This is a genomic window from Pseudomonas sp. RA_15y_Pfl1_P11 (assembly GCF_963970975.1).
Classification (GTDB): domain Bacteria; phylum Pseudomonadota; class Gammaproteobacteria; order Pseudomonadales; family Pseudomonadaceae; genus Aquipseudomonas; species Aquipseudomonas tritici.
Window position 1 is genome coordinate 188,712 of sequence record NZ_CAXAOY010000008.1, and the last position, 17,033, is coordinate 205,744.

Annotated in this window: 19 protein-coding genes; 4 read left to right on the forward strand and 15 right to left on the reverse strand. The window is 60.9% G+C overall.

Annotated elements, in window-relative coordinates:
- Window positions 1-15 precede the first annotated feature (15 nt).
- Together rmuC and AACY44_RS13140 are read right to left on the reverse strand one after the other, a co-directional pair.
- Entirely contained in the window at window positions 16-1,380 is a 1,365-nt protein-coding gene (gene rmuC, locus AACY44_RS13135; RefSeq protein WP_175402990.1) for a DNA recombination protein RmuC, read from the reverse strand.
- 175 nt (window positions 1,381-1,555) lie between these two features.
- Window positions 1,556-1,879, reverse strand: a complete 324-nt coding sequence (locus AACY44_RS13140; RefSeq protein ID WP_025855837.1) for a hypothetical protein — start codon at window positions 1,877-1,879, stop codon at window positions 1,556-1,558.
- Window positions 1,880-2,336: 457 nt separating this feature from the next.
- Here AACY44_RS13140 and AACY44_RS13145 point away from each other — a divergent pair, with 457 nt between their 5' ends.
- The 4 genes from AACY44_RS13145 to AACY44_RS13160 all read left to right on the forward strand — a co-directional run bounded on the left by AACY44_RS13145 (window position 2,337) and on the right by AACY44_RS13160 (window position 5,505).
- Window positions 2,337-2,642: a hypothetical protein gene (locus AACY44_RS13145; protein ID WP_339416660.1), complete on the forward strand. Its 306-nt coding sequence runs from the start codon at window positions 2,337-2,339 to the stop codon at window positions 2,640-2,642.
- A gap of 443 nt (window positions 2,643-3,085) precedes the next feature.
- On the forward strand, window positions 3,086-3,310 hold the full coding sequence (locus tag AACY44_RS13150) for a hypothetical protein (protein ID WP_003175353.1): 225 nt from the start codon (window positions 3,086-3,088) through the stop codon (window positions 3,308-3,310).
- 277 nt (window positions 3,311-3,587) lie between these two features.
- On the forward strand, window positions 3,588-4,070 hold the full coding sequence (locus tag AACY44_RS13155; RefSeq protein ID WP_339427401.1) for a hypothetical protein: 483 nt from the start codon (window positions 3,588-3,590) through the stop codon (window positions 4,068-4,070).
- A gap of 145 nt (window positions 4,071-4,215) precedes the next feature.
- Window positions 4,216-5,505: an OmpP1/FadL family transporter gene (locus AACY44_RS13160; protein WP_339436321.1), complete on the forward strand. Its 1,290-nt coding sequence runs from the start codon at window positions 4,216-4,218 to the stop codon at window positions 5,503-5,505.
- Between the two features lie 65 nt (window positions 5,506-5,570).
- On the opposite strand, the gene AACY44_RS13165 is transcribed toward AACY44_RS13160, so the two are convergent.
- From AACY44_RS13165 to cobO, 13 genes are all read right to left on the reverse strand, one after another.
- Window positions 5,571-6,122 (reverse strand): glutathione peroxidase, encoded by a 552-nt coding sequence (locus AACY44_RS13165; RefSeq protein WP_339416663.1) that lies wholly within the window; start codon window positions 6,120-6,122, stop codon window positions 5,571-5,573.
- 150 nt (window positions 6,123-6,272) lie between these two features.
- Complete coding sequence (locus tag AACY44_RS13170) at window positions 6,273-7,472, reverse strand: MFS transporter (protein ID WP_339416771.1); 1,200 nt, start codon at window positions 7,470-7,472, stop codon at window positions 6,273-6,275.
- A 63-nt stretch (window positions 7,473-7,535) separates the two neighbouring features.
- Window positions 7,536-7,940, reverse strand: a complete 405-nt coding sequence (locus AACY44_RS13175; RefSeq protein ID WP_049712119.1) for a MarR family winged helix-turn-helix transcriptional regulator — start codon at window positions 7,938-7,940, stop codon at window positions 7,536-7,538.
- 42 nt (window positions 7,941-7,982) lie between these two features.
- Complete coding sequence (locus tag AACY44_RS13180) at window positions 7,983-8,711, reverse strand: adenosylcobinamide-GDP ribazoletransferase (RefSeq protein WP_339436322.1); 729 nt, start codon at window positions 8,709-8,711, stop codon at window positions 7,983-7,985.
- A gap of 2 nt (window positions 8,712-8,713) precedes the next feature.
- Window positions 8,714-9,289, reverse strand: a complete 576-nt coding sequence (gene cobC, locus AACY44_RS13185; RefSeq protein WP_339436323.1) for an alpha-ribazole phosphatase family protein — start codon at window positions 9,287-9,289, stop codon at window positions 8,714-8,716.
- A complete protein-coding gene (cobT, locus tag AACY44_RS13190) occupies window positions 9,286-10,341 on the reverse strand; it encodes a nicotinate-nucleotide--dimethylbenzimidazole phosphoribosyltransferase (protein ID WP_339438381.1) in 1,056 nt (351 codons plus the stop codon). Before cobT ends, cobC begins: the two co-directional genes overlap by 4 nt.
- The gene (gene cobU, locus AACY44_RS13195; RefSeq protein WP_339427399.1) at window positions 10,338-10,859 is read right to left on the reverse strand and encodes a bifunctional adenosylcobinamide kinase/adenosylcobinamide-phosphate guanylyltransferase; all 522 of its coding nucleotides are present in this window, start codon (window positions 10,857-10,859) and stop codon (window positions 10,338-10,340) included. Before cobU ends, cobT begins: the two co-directional genes overlap by 4 nt.
- A gap of 139 nt (window positions 10,860-10,998) precedes the next feature.
- Complete coding sequence (locus AACY44_RS13200) at window positions 10,999-12,450, reverse strand: cobyric acid synthase (protein WP_339530393.1); 1,452 nt, start codon at window positions 12,448-12,450, stop codon at window positions 10,999-11,001.
- The gene (gene cobD, locus AACY44_RS13205) at window positions 12,447-13,436 is read right to left on the reverse strand and encodes a threonine-phosphate decarboxylase CobD (RefSeq protein WP_339438383.1); all 990 of its coding nucleotides are present in this window, start codon (window positions 13,434-13,436) and stop codon (window positions 12,447-12,449) included. Before cobD ends, AACY44_RS13200 begins: the two co-directional genes overlap by 4 nt.
- Complete coding sequence (cbiB, locus tag AACY44_RS13210; protein ID WP_339530396.1) at window positions 13,429-14,337, reverse strand: adenosylcobinamide-phosphate synthase CbiB; 909 nt, start codon at window positions 14,335-14,337, stop codon at window positions 13,429-13,431. The genes cobD and cbiB overlap by 8 nt, the downstream gene beginning before the upstream one ends.
- Entirely contained in the window at window positions 14,334-14,984 is a 651-nt protein-coding gene (gene bluB / locus AACY44_RS13215; RefSeq protein WP_339416674.1) for a 5,6-dimethylbenzimidazole synthase, read from the reverse strand. The genes cbiB and bluB overlap by 4 nt, the downstream gene beginning before the upstream one ends.
- Entirely contained in the window at window positions 14,981-16,381 is a 1,401-nt protein-coding gene (locus tag AACY44_RS13220) for a cobyrinate a,c-diamide synthase (RefSeq protein ID WP_339416676.1), read from the reverse strand. Before AACY44_RS13220 ends, bluB begins: the two co-directional genes overlap by 4 nt.
- Complete coding sequence (cobO, locus tag AACY44_RS13225; RefSeq protein ID WP_339416677.1) at window positions 16,378-16,989, reverse strand: cob(I)yrinic acid a,c-diamide adenosyltransferase; 612 nt, start codon at window positions 16,987-16,989, stop codon at window positions 16,378-16,380. The genes AACY44_RS13220 and cobO overlap by 4 nt, the downstream gene beginning before the upstream one ends.
- Between the last annotated feature and the right edge of the window lie 44 nt (window positions 16,990-17,033).

The following is a 17,033-nucleotide window of genomic DNA, read 5'->3' on the forward strand; positions in this document are numbered from 1 at the left end:
ATTTTTGGGCTGTGTTTATTCAGGTAGATGGGCCACACCATCTGAATCAGTCATCGCGCGCTCCAACAAATCCGCCGGCAAGCTCTTGCTGGCCCGAGCACCGAGCAACCGCAATTGCTCGGTCCGGCTGACCAGATTTCCGCGTCCATCTGTCAACTTGTTTCGCGCCGAGCTGTAAGCCTTATCCAGCTGTTGTAAGCGGTTACCGACTTCATCCAGGTCTTGGATAAACAGCACGAACTTGTCATACAGCCACCCCGCACGCTCGGCGATTTCCCGCGCGTTCTGGCTCTGGCGCTCCTGCTTCCACAGGCTATCGATCACCCGCAGGGTAGCGAGCAACGTGGTGGGGCTGACGATCACGATATGGCGGTCGAACGCTTCCTGGAACAGATTCGGTTCGGCCTGCAAGGCAGCGGAAAACGCTGCTTCGATCGGCACGAAAAGCAACACGAAATCCAGGCTGTGCAGGCCTTCCAGGCGCTTGTAATCCTTACCGGCCAAACCTTTGACGTGGTTGCGCAACGACAGCACGTGCTGCTTCAACGCCGCCTGGCCGATCACATCATCATCCGCTGCCACGTACTGTTGATACGCGGTGAGGCTGACCTTGGAGTCCACCACCACCTGCTTGTCGCCGGGCAACATGATCAGCACGTCTGGCTGGAAACGCTCGCCGTCCGGGCCTTTCAGGCTGACTTGGGTCTGGTACTCGCGGCCTTTCTCCAGGCCAGCATGCTCCAGCACCCGTTCAAGAATCAGCTCGCCCCAGTTGCCCTGGGTTTTCTGGCCTTTGAGGGCACGGGTCAGGTTGGTGGCTTCGTCTGACAGACGCAGGTTCAGTTGCTGTAGGCGCTCAAGCTCCTTGGCCAGGGAAAAGCGCTCGCGCGCCTCGCTCTGATAGCTTTCTTCCACGCGCTTTTCGAAGGACTGAATACGCTCTTTCAATGGGTCGAGCAGTTGGCCCAGGCGCTCCTGGCTGGTTTCGGCGAAGCGCTGTTCGCGCTCGTCGAAGATCTTGCCGGCCAGCTCGGCGAACTGTGCACGCAGTTCATCCCGCGAGCCTTGCAGGTCGGCGAGGCGTTGTTGATGGCTGTCCTGTTGTTCACGCAGTTCAGCGCGCAAAGCGGCCGACAACGCATCGAGGCGGCGCAGCTCAGTCTCCCTGGCGCTGCGGTCGAGGTTCCAGGCGTGGGCGGCGTCGCGAGCGTTGTCGCGGTCGATCTGCAGCAGTTCGACTTCGCGGCGCACGGCGGCCAAGTCAGCCTGCTTGGCTGCGTTGGCCTGGCTCAGATCGCTGATCTCATCGCGGCTGGCATCCAGCTGTGCGGCGAGGCCTTCCTGAGCCAGTTGCGCGGTCGCCAGGCGCTCTTCGAGCAGTTCCCAGCCGGTCATGCGCGCGGTCAGCCGACGCTGAAGCTGCCAGCACACGGCCAATAAAGGCACAGCTGCGCCAGCAAGTCCCAGGGCGATACTGGTCCAGTCAAAAACCATAGACATGTCTGCCATCACCGAAAAAAAGCAAGGTTAGCGGAGCACAGGGCCTGAGGACAGCTCAGTCTTCGACCTGGCCCAGTTCACGCTGGGCGCGGCGGTCACCGGCGCGGGCCGCCAGGCGCAGCAGGTCGTGGCCGATGCGGCGGTCGCGGGCATTTCCGCACTCACGGCACATCAGCTGGCCCAGGCGGCTTTGTGCGGCAACCACGCCTTCACGGGCCGGCTGCTTGAGCAAACGCCCGGCGAAGTGTTTGACGTTGGTGTTGTGACCCAGGCGGGGGCTGTCGAGCAACCACAAGGCAACTTTCAAGGAGAAGCGTTTGGGAGCGGTAACAGTTTGAGGAGTGTCGGTAACAGAAGGTGATACTGAGCGAAACTTCATAAAGCACTGCGGGACAGAACGGAAGGCGCGCCACTCTACTCTTTTTTTCGTACAGGTAAAGCTGAAAAAACTCTGTACGCCCGTTCTAGAGCAAGCGCTCGGGACAATCCACAGAAGCTGTGGATAACTCAGTGGACAACCCTGCTTTAACTCGCGCAAAGCCCCATGGTATGGGGGCCGCAGTCAAACTGACGATTTTTTCACCAATAAAAAAAAGCGAGATTTTTCATTGACTTAAATTTCCAATACAGGCTAAAGGCGGCGCTCAAGCGCCGTTGACAGCGGGGTTACACACCGCGCAACTAATGTGCACAAGTACCCATCCGCCGGTTATATCGCCGGCTTTTCTTGACGCAATTCGCCGCAAAAATGTTACCGCCAGGGCAAAACGGGGACTTTTCAAATCTTTGCTGGCTCGCCACACTCCCCGCCCTACAACGCAACGGTGGGTGAGTCGATGAAAGGAATGCTGTTGTTTGCCGTGTTGCTACTGGCCATCTGTTCCGCCTCCCTGGGAATCAATGCGGCACTGCCCTCACCGGATGGTGCGCTGTTTGCCATCGCTATCCTGCTGTCGGCGGCTTTCACTGCGGTGAGCCTGTGCATTGAGTTGGGCGAAGGCCGCATCAATGACATGGCCGATGTGATGAAGGCGGTCGAGACCGGCCAGTCACTGCGCTTGACCCTTGCCGCCTACGGATTGGGCTGCTCACTGGCAGCGGCGATCACTGTGCTGGTCTATCGAGGCATGCTGGGCGGCTGATTGAAGTTTTTTGACTTGCGCACTTCCCTAACCTGATTCAATCCGTTACTATCCGCGGCGTTAGTACCAAGCTGAAAGTCAATTCTGGTCGAACAAGTCCCCTGAACAACACGGGATCGATCACCTCGATGGTTTCCAGGTATCACTTGCGACGACACAGCCTTTGAACAAACAAAGGGTGTCGCGAAGTTTCAATACTCTGACCGAACCAACCTGCAAATTGATCAGGATCTTCACCCCGGGCCCAGAACCTTTGCCCCTGTTGTGTTGCCTGCCCTCCTAAGTACCTACCTGCCAGCCCAAGCGCGCCTAAATTATCAGCGCTTCAAACTGGCTGCTTTGTTCCAGTCGGGTTCTTCGTTTGATCAATAGTGATCAACGTCACTGGAACGTTTTAATACGGCACGGTTCTTATCCGTGTCATTTGTAGGAACACCCATAACATGAACGCTCAAATCCATACTCAGGATGCCATTCGCACCCTCACCAACGCTTTTGCCCCAATGAACTGCCTGATTATGGCCGCTCGCAAAGGCTGCTTCAGCTTCACCCTGGTTAACGAACACGGCATCGCGCGTCACAGCGAACGCCTGTACCCCGATCAATACTCCAGCGCAGAACCGCTGCAGGCCGTGATCGAGCGTACCCGTCAGGCACTGGTTGCCTGATCGACCCGAGTCGCTGAAACACAAAAGACCCTGCTCAAAAGCAGGGTTTTTTATTGCCTGCGATTTGAGTATCGAACTTTTGCCCTAAGTTCAAATAGATATAACCGTTATAACTGGATGGCGAAGATGTTTTAAAAACAGTCCTTTACATCACGAATATGACACTACACTTCAACTCAAGCGGCTTGATCCGCTTCCGGCGAGCCTGAGAGCCGATCCACCGCTGCCAAGCCCCCTTCTCAGGACTCGCCGACCACTTTCACGGATTGAGGCTTGTATGGGTATCGCTGCCAGCGAATTGTGTCGTTATGTGATTCGGCCGACCTTGCTGTACCTCGGCCGCCATAACCCAGCAGCTGAGTCCCTGTTGCTGGGCATTGCCGCCAGCCAGTCGGAACTCGGTTCCGCCCTGCATGACCGGCGTGGACACGGCCTGTACAGCATCACCGAACCTCGCCATCGCGCCTTGTGGGACGATTACCTCGCGCTGGACCCCGATCGCGCGAGCCTGGTACGCGGCCTGGCAAGCCAGCATGCATTCCTCAGCGCGCCGCAACTCGAACTGACGGTCAACCTGCGCTACGCCACGGCCATTGCCTGGCTTTTAGTCGAACAACACACTCCCGCACTGCCTCCGCCGGGTGATCTGCTGGGTATGGCGCGTATCTGGAAAGAAATTTTTCACCCTCAGGGACGCCTGCGTGATTTCACTCAAGCCTGGCAAACCTGCGTTTCACCCATGAATCACGTGGTTTGCTGACCGGGCAATTTGCAAGATTCGTCAAAAAACCTGAATCCTGGTCGGATTGTCCTACAAAACCGCTCTATCTCCTACGTTTCAGCCTATAGCGCGATGTTAAATTTATTGATACTTTCCGCAGCGGTGATCACTCGGAGTTCTAATAATGAAAAAAGTAATGCTCAAGACCACACTTAGCCTCGCCGTAGCTATGGCCTCTTCTCACGTTTTCGCAAGTGGCTTTGCCCTTAACGAACAAGACGTTGCCGGGATGGGTACGGGTTTCGCAGGCCGCTCTTCTTCTGCCGAAAATGCAAGTACCGTTTATGGTAACCCTGCCGGCATGGCTCGCCTTGAAGGCCAGCAAGTCACTGGCGGTGTTGCGGCGATTGACGCTTCGACCAACATCAAGGATGTCAGCGGCCGTTCCAGCGGCTCGAACAAAGGCGACATGGTGCCTTTCACTGCCGTTCCTTTCGGCTTCTACACCAACAAGCTCAACGAGCAATGGGCTGTCGGTTTCGGCGTCTATGCTCCGTTTGGCCTGGTGACTGACTACGAAAGTGGCTTCCAGGGCAAAGCCTTTGGCAGCAAAAGCGAAGTCACCGTCATGACGCTCCAGCCGACGGTCAGCTACGCCTTCAACGACCGTGTTTCCATCGGTTTTGGTCCGACCATCAACCGCATCGCCGGTACGCTTGAGTCCGATATCAACCTGCCAATCGCGGGCACCGGCTCCAACAACATCAAGATCAAGGGTGATGACACCGCCATCGGTTTCAACGCCGGCCTGCTGGTTCAAGCCACTGACACAACCCGCGTGGGCCTGACCTACCACTCGAAAGTGAAGTACAAGCTCGAAGGCCATACCGAAGTGACCAAAGGCACCAACGTGCCGTCCGCAGTGCTGAACAACGGCCGCTACGACGCTTCGTTGAAGATCGACACGCCTGAATCCTGGGACCTGTCGGTGACTCAAGACATGAGCGACGCGTGGAAACTCTACGCAGGCGCCACCTGGACACGCTGGAGCCGCCTAAAAGACATCACCGTTAACAACGAGGGTGTATCGGCCGCAACCGGTAGCGGTGTTTTGGCTCCGCAAATTGTCGGCACCATCAAGGAAGACCAGAACTGGCACGATACCTGGGCCTATGCCCTGGGGACCTCGTACCGCGTCACCAAACAAGTGGTGCTGCGTACCGGCCTGACCTTCGACCAATCGCCGACCAACAACACTGATCGTTCGCCACGTATTCCTACCGGTGACCGGACGATCTTCAGTCTGGGCCTTGGCTACGACGTCATGCCCAACATGACCGTCGACCTGGCGTACTCGTACCTCAAGGAAGAACCGGTCAAGGTCGCTCGCGCCAACGCACTGGGCCAGTCCTACAACGCTAAGTACGAAAACAGCGCCAACGGCTTTGGCCTGGGCGTAACGTACAAGTTCTGATCTGACGCCGCATAAAAAAGCCCCGTTCTCCTGCAAAGGAGACGGGGCTTTTTGATGGCTGACAATCAGGGCTTGGAAGCGATCGCCTCTTCCACCGCCTTGATCAGGTCCGGGCTGTCCGGCTTGGTCAGGCTGGAGAAATTGGCGATCACCTTGCCCTGTCGATCCACCACGTACTTGTAAAAATTCCATTTCGGCGGCGCGTCGGTCTGCTGCGCTAACACCTTGAAAAGGTGTACCGCATCCGGCCCCTTGACCTTCTGTGGCTCGGTCATGGTGAAGGTCACGCCATAATTCACGTAGCAGACCTTAGCCGTCTCTTCGCCGGTCTTGGCTTCCTGCTTGAAGTCATCGGAGGGCACGCCGATCACTTCCAGCCCTTCGCCCTTGTAGCGCTGGTACAAGGCTTCGAGGCCTTTGAACTGGGGGGCGAACCCACAAAAGCTCGCCGTGTTGACGATGACCAACGGTTTGCCGGCAAACCGCTCGCACAGGTCGATGGATTCCTTGGCGCGCAGCTTGGGCAACTGGCCTTCCAGCAGCGGCGGGCAACTGGCAGCAGAAGCGGCACTGCCAATTGCCATCAGGATGGGTACAGCGAGCCAACGCATCTGCATGTCGTGTGTCCTTGAAAATAATCAGGCCATGAACTTAACAGATCGTCATACCCAACTGCATCAACGCGAGACCACCTTTCTGCCAGCCCCACCAGGCCAGCAGTACCAAAGTGCCCCCCGCGATGACGACTAAACCACGTATCGCTATGCTCATGCCGCCTCCATCTGCGCCTGCAATCGCGCCACTGGCCGCTCACGCACCGGCCAGTTCAACGCCGCGGCGAGCAGGCTTAACAGAACTGCCACCTGCCAGATCAAATCGTAGTTACCCGTTCGATCATAGACCACCCCACCCAACCAGCCCCCCAGGAACGAACCGAGTTGGTGGAACAGGAACACTATCCCACCAAGCATGGAGAGGTTTCGCACACCAAACAACGTCGCGACGGTGCCGTTGGTCAGCGGCACGGTGGACAGCCACAGGAAGCCCATCGCCATACCAAACGCATAGGCCGTAACTTCGGTAACCGGCGCCCACAGAAACACCACGATCACCACCGCACGCAGCAGGTACAACCCTGTCAACAAACGCGGCTTGGACATGCGCCCGCCGAGCCAGCCAGCGGTGTAGGTACCGAAGATATTGAACAGCCCGATCAGTGCCAGCACCGTGGTGCCTGTGGTGGCTGGCAAGTGCTGATCCACCAGGTACGCCGGCAGGTGCACGCCAATAAACACCACCTGGAAACCGCAAACAAAAAAGCCAAAGGCCAACAGCCAGAACCCGGAGTGAGAGCACGCTTCCTTCAAGGCTTCACGCAAGGTTTGCTGACCGGCCATCACCGGCAGTGGCCGGTCCTTGAGCATGGCGACCAGTGGCAGAATCAGTGCCACCATCAAGCCCAGCGCAAGCAATGCGGCGGACCAGCCCAGCCAACTGATCAAACCCAGTGTGCCCGGCACCATGGCGAACTGACCGAACGAACCGGCAGCACTCGCGATGCCCATCGCCATGCTGCGTTTTTCCGGCGCCACGGCCCGGCCGACCACGCCAAGGATCACGGAAAACGACGTGCCGGACAGCCCGATACCAATCAACAAGCCAGCGCTGAGCGACAACGACCAGGCCGAATCAGACATGCCCATCAACACCAGGCCAACGGCGTACAGGATGCCACCAACAAACACTGCTTTAGTGGCACCAAACCGATCGGCCAGGGCGCCGGTAAACGGCTGCGCCAAACCCCAGATCAGGTTCTGCAAAGCGATCGCAAAGGCGAAGGTCTCACGGCCCCAGCCGAACTCGCTGCTCATCGGCGCCAGGAACAGGCCGAAACCGTGCCGCACACCCAACGACAGTGCCAGGATCAGCGCACTCCCCACAAGAATCCAGCCACTGGTGCGCCACATGGAACTCATTTCTTATTCTCCGCTCGCGGGTATATACCCGCTTATAGTCGAACAACCCCGCGTTCAGGCGAGTTCGTCCAGCAAGGCCAACAAGGTTTCGCGTTTTTGCGCGCCGAGTTGATCGATCAATTTTTGCTGCGCCGCCTCCCAGGCGGGTAAAGCTGCAGCGAGTCGTGCCTCACCGTCCGCTGTCAGCATCACCAGGCGATTGCGCAGGTCATCGCCTTCCACCAGTTGCACCAGGCCTTCGCCTTCCAACACCCGAAGGTTGCGCCCCAAGGTGCTGCGGTCAAGTCCCATGGCTTCCGCCAGGCTGGAGATGCTCGGCTGATCGAGCCGCTGCAAGTTACACAGCAACGAATACTGGGCGACGTTGATCCCGAAGCCATCAAGGGCGCCGTCGTAATGCCTGCTGACGCCACGGGCGGCACGTCGCAGGTTGGTACATAAACATTGGGAGGCCAGCATGGAACGTGTATATACCCGCGATTAATGAAATGCAAGAAAGTGTTACAGCGCCAGAGCGACCAGAACAGCGACTTCCAGCAGTTCCAGCAAGGCGCCAGCGGTGTCACCCGTGGTGCCGCCCAGGCGATTGACCATCAGTCGGCGCAGGCCCATGAAGCAGATTGCAGCGAGCAATACCGCAAGCCCACCCCTGAAGCCGCCGATCAGGATGCAGGCCAGGCCGCTGAGGATCAGTACCTGTTGGCCGACGATCCTCGGTAAATGATCCGACAACGCCTGGCCCAATCCTCCGGCACGCACATAGCGCGTGGTCAGAAACAGCGCCAGCATCGATGCGCGTCCGATCAGCGGCGCCAGGATCAGCGCTACGCCGTCATGTTGCTCGATCAAGGCCACCAAGGCGGTGAACTTGAGCAGCAGCACCAACCCCAGGGTGACCACGGCAATCGGCCCGCTGCGCGGGTCCTTCATGATCGTAAGCGTACGCTCGCGGTCGCCGAAGCCCCCCAGCCAGGCATCGGCGCTGTCCGCAAGACCGTCCAGGTGCAGGCCGCCGCTGAGCAACACCCAGGCCGTCAGCACCAGCGCCGCATGCAATAACAACGGTGCGCCCATCAACGCGGTGTTCAAAGCCCACAACAGCAAACCAAACAATACGCCGACCACCGGATAAAACAGCAGTGAGCGTCCCAGTTCCTGAGGCTGCGGCATGCCCGGCAGACGAATCGGCAGGCTGCTGAGAAATTGCAGGGCGATCCAGAATGGCAGCATGATCACGCCAGCGCCTTTAGCACGCCGTCAGCACAAACTTGCAGGCTGAATAACCCACCGTGACCGACTTCGACATTCAAGAGTTGCTCCCGGGGCAAACCGCGTGCCTGTGCCAATAACAGGCGCATCACGCCGCCATGAGTGACCAACAGCACGCGCTCACCCGCATAAGTCTGGTGCAGGCGTGCGACAGCACCCAACACGCGCTCGGAAAAGTCACTGACAGGCTCCCCTTCCGGCGGCGTGAAACTGTAGGGGTCGGCCCAGAACAGGCCCAGCCCTTCGGCGTCGGTCTCCATCAAGGCCGCCGCGCTCTGCCCTTCCCAGGCGCCGAAGTGCAGTTCTTGCAGTGCCTTTTCCAGCGTTACCGGCAAATTGAGCTGAGCGCCCAATTCATCGGCAAACCGCGCGCACCGTTGCAGCGGCGAACTGACCACGCGGTCCCACGGCCCCTGCTCCACTACCGCCGCGCGCATCTGCGCCCAACCCTTGGCGGTGAGTGCGTCGTCCAGGCTGCCACGCAAGCCGCCGCCCAGCTCGGTTTCGCCGTGTCGCAGCAGGTCCAGGCGCAAGGTCATGCCGGGCGGCCTGCCACGGCGGCTTCGGCGAAGGTCGCCATCTGCCCGTGCAGCGCACAGGCCAGGCGCAACAACGGCACGGCCAGCGCTGCGCCACTGCCTTCGCCCAGGCGCAGGTCCAGGTCCAGCAGCGGTTGCGCGTCGAGGCTTTGCAGCACATGACGATGACCTGGCTCGGCACCACAATGGCCGAACATCAGCCACTCCCGGCACGCCGGGTTCAAGCGCGTCGCGACCAGCGCGGCGACAGTGCAGATAAACCCATCCACCAGCACCACGATGCCTTCTTGAGCACAAGCCAGATACGCGCCCACCAGGGCGGCAATCTCAAAGCCGCCGAGATTGAACAGGGTAGGCAATGCATCACCGCGCCGTCCGGCGTGTAACGCCAGTGCACGTTCGATCACGGCCACCTTGTGGCTAACGCCCTGGGCATTCAATCCGGTGCCCGGCCCCGTGAGATCACTGACCTGGCAGTCGAGCAAGGCACACGCTAGCGCACTGGCAGCGGTGGTGTTGCCGATGCCCATCTCGCCGCCGATAAACAACTGCGCACCGCTTGCCAATGCACGATGCACGCTGTCGCGTCCGGCTTGCAGGGCCAATTGCCCCTGGACCTCGGTCATCGCCGGACCGTTGACGAAGTTTGCGGTGCCCGCGCCAATATTCAGGTGACGTACACCGGGCAGGTCCAGGGACGGATTCACCGTGCCAAGGTCGACCACTTCCAACTGCGCACCCAGCTGCCGCGCCAACACGCTGATGGCCGCGCCACCCGTGACAAAGTTATGCAGCATCTGCCCAGTGACTTCCTGGGGGAATGCCGACACGCCTTCCGCGACCACGCCATGGTCACCGGCGAAGATGACGACCCACAGCTGATCCACCGACGGTTTGACCTGACCCTGCAAGCCGGCCAATTGCACCGCCAGCGCTTCCAACCGGCCGAGGGAACCGGCCGGCTTGGTCAATTGCTGCTGGCGCGCCAGGGCTTGTTCATACACTTGAGCATCACTCGCCTTACACGGGTTGAGCCACCAGGTGTCAGTCATAACGCAGTACCTTTCAAAGTCAGGGGCAGGCCGGCAACGGTCAGGACCACACGCTGACACTGCTCGGCCAAGGCTTGATGCAGCCAACCGGCTTCATCCACATAGCGGCGAGTCAATTCGCCCAGCGGCACGACACCCAGACCGGTCTCGTTGCTGACAAAAATGATTTCACCCGGGAGCGAGGCCAGGGTTTGCAGCAGTTGATCGCGCTCCAGAGCCAGGCGCTTCGGGTCTTCGAGCATCAGCAGATTGGTCAGCCACAGGGTCAGGCAATCCACCAGCAGGCAGCCCTCGGCAGCCGCGTTTTCGCGCAGCACACGCGCCAGTTCGATGGGCTCTTCGACCAGGCCCCAATGGTCGGGGCGACGTTGACGATGCAAGGCGACACGCTCATTCATCTCGCCATCCAAAGGTTGGCTGGTGGCGATGTAAGTGACCGGCAAAGCGCTGTCGCTGGCGAGTTTTTCGGCAAGACGGCTTTTGCCGGAACGGGCGCCGCCGAGGATCAGTTGGAGCATAGCGTCACACCTTTATTTACAACGCGGTCAAATGTGGGAGCTGGCTTGCCTGCGATGCAGTCACCTCGGCGTATCAGGGAGACCCGGTTGATGCCATCGCAGGCAAGCCAGCTCCCACAGGGGGACAGTATGTGCACCATTAAATCCCGCACAGTTTGCGTAACAGCTCGGTGTCCAGGTGGTTCTCCACCAAGTCGGCCAGGCGCTCGATATCGCGCTCGCGCAAGGCGTGGTAGTCGACCTCCTGCACATCCTGCAACCCCGCCCAACGCAGCAGCGCACTGCACGCGGCCGGGGTTTCGAACACGCCATGCAGGTAAGTGCCGATGATCTGCCCGTCCGCACTTTGCGCGCCATCGCTGCGGCCGTCATCGAGAAGCACAGCGGCATTCGATAAAGCCTCGCCGGAAGTCACGCCCGCATGGATCTCATAACCGCTGACGTCGGCATCTTCCAGCAATAGACGCCCGCATACGTTGCGCAGCTGTTTCTCTTCTTCCAAGGTGGTGCTGAACGCCAATAACCCAAGGCCCTCGCTGGAGCCGGCAAGCCCTTCCAGGCCCAGCGGGTCATGCACCTGCTCGCCGAGCATCTGCAAGCCGCCGCAGATGCCAAGCACTTTGCCGCCGTAGCGCAAGTGCCGCGCCACGGCGCTGTCCCAACCGTTGGCACGCAGATAGGCCAGGTCGCTGCGCACGCTTTTCGAGCCAGGGAGGATAATCAGGTCGCCAGCAGGGATCGGCTGGCCTGGCCCGATGAATTGCAAGTCCACTTGGGGATGCAAACGCAGCGGGTCGAAATCCGTGTGGTTGCTGATGCGCGGCAACACCGGTACCACCACCTTGAGTACCTGCGCAGCCTTATCGATCTGGCGCTGATCGATGCCGTCTTCAGCTTCCAGATGCAGGTCCATCAGGTAGGGCAATACGCCCACCACCGGTTTGCCGGTGCGCGCTTCCAGCCAGTCCAGGCCCGGTTGCAACAACGCAATGTCGCCGCGAAATCGATTGATGATGAAGCCTTTGACGCGTGCCTGCTCGCTGGGCGAAAGCAGTTCAAGGGTGCCGACCAGATGGGCAAACACCCCGCCGCGATTGATATCGGCGATCAGCAGCACCGGGCAATCCACTGCTTCGGCAAAGCCCATGTTGGCGATGTCATTGGCGCGCAGGTTGATCTCCGCCGGGGAGCCCGCGCCTTCCACCATCACGACGGGGTAGGCTTGGCTCAACCGTGTGTGGGAGGCCAGCACCGCCTGCATCGCGATGGCTTTGTAGTCGTGATAGGCCACCGCGTTCATGCTGGTAACAGCGCGGCCGTGGATGATCACTTGGGAACCGGTGTCGCTGTTGGGCTTGAGCAGCACCGGGTTCATATCGGTGTGCGGCGCCAAGTTGGCCGCCTGGGCCTGCACCGCTTGCGCACGACCGATCTCGCCGCCCTCGGCCGTCACGGCGCTGTTGAGCGCCATGTTCTGTGGCTTGAACGGCACCACTGGCACACCCTGGCGCACCAACCAGCGACACAGCGCCGTCACCAAGGTGCTTTTGCCGGCGTCGGACGTCGTGCCTTGCACCATCAACGTACTCATGTCGCGTCCTTATAGGCGGCCAGAGCTTCGTCCAGGCGCTGCCAGTCGGCGTCGGTATCCGGCAGGCCAAAACGCAAGCTGCTGTTATGGACAAACAGGCGCAGCAGGATGCCGCGCTGGGCCATGAATTCATGCATGCGTTCGGCGTGCGGCGTGATCAGCCACTGGAACAAGGCGCAACCGCCCTGAGGTTGAAAGCCGTGGCGCTCCAGCGTAGTAAACAAGCGCTGGCTCGCCTCGATGCAGCGCGCGCGTTGCTGCGCATGCCCGGCAGTGTCGCGCAGGCAGATTTGGCCCAGCACCCGCGTCGGCCCGCTGACCGCCCAAGGGCCAACCTGCTCGGCCAGCAACTTGAGCAGCTTGCGCTCGGCCAGTACGAAGCCCAGTCGCACACCGGCCAGGCCGAAGAATTTACCGAACGAGCGCAGCACAATCAGGCCGACCTGATGCGCCTGGCCCGCCAGGCTCAATTCCGGGGTCACGTCCATGAATGCTTCGTCCACCACCAACCAGCCGCCGCGCTGGGCCAGCCGCGAGTGCCAGTCCAGCAAGCGTTGCGGGTTCAGGCTCAGGCCGGTGGGGTTGTTGGGATTGACCACCACCAATACGTCAAGGCCATCAAGAAAGAAGTCGACTTCCTGCTCCAGCACTTCGCGCACTACGTAACCGGCGCGGCGCCAGGCTTCGGCGTGTTCGGCATAGCACGGCGACAATACCCCGACTTTGCCGGCGCGACGCAGACGTGGCAGCAACTGAATCGCCGCCTGGGAGCCAGCTACTGGCAACAGATGCGCCGCGCCGTAATACTCGCTGGCGGCCTGCTCCAGGCCGTCATCGGCTTCCGGCAGACGCGCCCAGGCGCGCAGCGGGATCTCGGGGATCGGCCAGGGCCAGGGCGCCAGGCCGCTGGACAGGTCGAGCCAGTCAGCTTCGGCAATTCCGTACTGAATCGCTGCCTTGCGCAGCCGGCCACCGTGCTCAAGCATAAAACTGCCCCCCGACGCATAGGATCAACAGCCACAACCATACGCCGCGCTGCACCAGTTGCCAGCCACGGTCGATGGCGTCCGCATCCGCCGCCTGGCCTTCGCCCAGTGGCGGACGTTGATGCACTTCACCGTGATAGATCGCCGCACCGCCCAGCTCAACGCCGAGCGCGCCTGCACCGGCAGCCATCACCGGGCCGGCGTTGGGGCTGTCCCAGGTCGGGCCTTGGGTGCGCCAGCATTTGAGCGCCAGACGGGTCTTGCCGAGCACGGCATAGGTCAAGGCGACCAGGCGTGCCGGAATGTAGTTCAGCACATCGTCGATTTTTGCCGCAGCCCAACCAAAGCGCTCAAAGCGTTCGTTGCGATAACCCCACATGGCGTCGAGGGTATTGCTCAGGCGATAAAGCACCACGCCCGGCACGCCCGCCACCACGAACCAGAACAACGCGGCGAAGACTGCGTCACTGCCGTTTTCCAGCACCGATTCGGTGGCGGCTCGGGCAACTTCAGTACGGTCCAGTTCGCTGGTCTGGCGGCTGACCAGGTAGCTCACGCGCTTGCGCGCTGCCTCCAGGTCATCGCTGCGCAGGGCCTGTGCCACCGGGATCACATGCTCGCCGAGGCTGCGCATGCCGAGGGCGCAATACAGCGCCAGAATCTCCACTACCCAGCCGATATACGGCGCCCACGACAACGCCGTGGCCAGCAGGGTCAGCGGCACTACGGCGATAAACCACGCGGTCACGCCATGGCTGCGCCAGCCACGGCCACCGGTGTTGAAACGTTGCTCGATGCGCCCGGCGAAATTGCCGAATGCCACCAGCGGATGCCAGCGCCTGGGTTCGCCCAGCAGCGCATCCAGCGCCACTGCAGCGACGCACAGCAAGGCCACACTCATTGACTCACTCCCCACACATTCTCATACAACATATCACTCAGCGGCCGAGGCTCGGTCCAGCCTTCGAGTTGCAACATCGGTGCCGGGTAGAACTCCGTTACCGGCCCCAGGCACAACACGGCCAGGGGTTTCGCGCCGGGCGGCAAACCGAGCAGATCGGCCAGGGCCTGGGGTTCGAACAACGAGACCCAGCCCATGCCCAGGCCCTCGACACGCGCGGCCAGCCACAGATTCTGAATGGCACAGGACAGCGAGGCCATGTCCATTTCCGGCAAGGTACGACGGCCGAAGATGTGCCGCTCGCGATCATCCATCAGCGCCGCCACCAGCACTTCGGCGCAGTCGTGGATGCCTTCGACCTTGAGCTTCATGAACGCGTCGGAGCGCTCGCCCAGGGCTTCGGCGGTGCGTATGCGCTCTTCTTCTACTAACTGCTGAATCTGCCCACGCAGTTGGCGATCGCTGATGCGGATGAAACGCCAAGGTTGCATCAGACCGACGCTGGGGGCCTGGTGCGCGGCCTGGAGCAGACGGTGCAGCAATTGGGGGGCGACAGTGCCGCCACTGAAGTGGCGCATGTCACGGCGTTCGGCGATGGCGCGGTAGACGGCTTGGCGGTCGGCTTCGGGAAAGGCGTTGTCAGTCATGGCCTCATCGCGGGCAAGTCGAATCGTCGCACCGCCCCTCCCACATTTTGATCTGTTAACACTGTCGATGTGTGTGGCTTGCCTGCGATAGCGACATCCCGGCCTGGCGCAAACAGTGCGGCTACAGCGGCTGGATTCGACGGAAAATAAAAATGCACGTAAGAAGCCGTCATCCGTCCCTGACGGTAAACCGCCTCGGCACCGCGCCCACCATTGGGGCTCAAACCCCTGGCAATCGGCTGCCAGTCGGTGCTGGTCAGGGAATGGTGATAGGTGTGACCGCGCAGCGTGCCTTCCGGCAACTCGACACTTTGCAGCGCCAGGGCCGCCAGTTTCTTTTGCATCACCGCATCGCCCTGCAACAGGCCCACCAGTTCGGCGCGGGTGCCGTCGACATCGGTGAGCGAGTCCAGCAGGTAGAGCATGCCACCGCATTCGGCGAGCAAGGGTTTGCCGGCCGCATGGTGAGCGCGGATCGCGTCGAGCATCGGGGTGTTTTCCGACAGCGCCTGGTGATGCAGCTCCGGGTAACCGCCGGGCAAGTAGAGGCTGTCGGCATCAGGCAATACGCGATCGTGAATGGGCGAGAAAAACTTCAGCTCCGCGCCCATGGCCCGCAACAGGTCAAGGCTTGCGCCGTAGGTAAAGGCGAAGGCTTCGTCGCGGGCCACCGCAATACGCACGCCATTTAGCAGTGGCTCGGCCTCGATCACTTCCGGTGCTGCAAAGGCGACCGGCGGCGGCAAAGCCACTTCGCAACTGCTGCCCAAGGCTTGGGCAGCGGTGTCCAGGCGCACATCAAGGTCATTCAGTTCGCTGGCTTGCACCAGTCCCAGGTGACGGCTAGGCAGCTCTATACCGGTCTCACGGGACAACGCGCCGTACCAGCGCAGGCCTTCGGTGAGGCTGCCTTCCAGCAATTGCGCATGGCGCAGCGTACCAACGCGGTTGGCCAGCACCCCAGCGAACGGCAAGTCCGGCTGATAACGCGCCAGGCCCAATGCCAGGGCGCCAAAGGTCTGGGCCATGGCCGTGCCGTCGATCACGCCCAGTACCGGCACGCCGAAGTGTCGTGCCAGGTCGGCACTGGACGGTGTGCCGTCAAACAAGCCCATCACGCCTTCGATCAGGATCAGGTCCGCCTCGCCCGCCGCTTCCCACAGCAGGCGGCGACTTTCCTGCTCGCCCACCATCCACATGTCCAATTGATACACCGGCGCACCGCTGGCGCGCTCGTGGATCATCGGGTCGAGGAAATCCGGGCCGCATTTGAAAACGCGCACCTTGCGACCCAGGTTGCGGTGCAATCGGGCCAGCGCGGCGGTGACGGTGGTTTTGCCCTGGCCGGACGCCGGTGCGGCGATCAATACGGCCGGGCAATGACGGGGCTGATTCAAAGTTCGACGCCCTTCTGTGCCTTGATACCGGCCTGGAACGCGTGCTTGAGCATGCCCATTTCGGTGACGGTGTCACCCATTTCGATCAACTCGGGCTTGGCGCCACGGCCGGTGACCACCACGTGCTGCATCGGCGGGCGGGCCTGCAAGTCACTGAGCACCTGGTCCAGTTCGAGGTAGCCGTGCTTGAGGGCGATGTTCAGCTCATCCAGCACGACCATACCGATGCTCGGGTCTTGCAGCAGTTCGCGGGACACCGCCCAGGCGGCTTCGGCCGCGGCGATGTCACGTTGGCGATCCTGGGTTTCCCAGGTGAAGCCTTCGCCCATGATGTGGAAACGTACTTGCTCGGGGAATCGGCGGAAGAACAACTCTTCACCGGTGCTGTAGCGCCCCTTGATGAACTGCACCACACCGCACTGCATACCATGGCCCATGGCCCGGGCCAGCATGCCGAATGCGGAGCTGCTCTTGCCTTTGCCGTTGCCGGTCAATACCAGCAGCAGCCCGCACTCGTTGGGGGAGTTGGCGATGCGTTCGTCGATCACGGCTTTTTTGCGCAGCATGCGCGCCAGGTGGCGTTCGTCGCGGTCGGGGGAATCGGTCATGGCAGCTCTCCGTTGGGGCTGGACAAAAACGGCGGGCAGGAAAA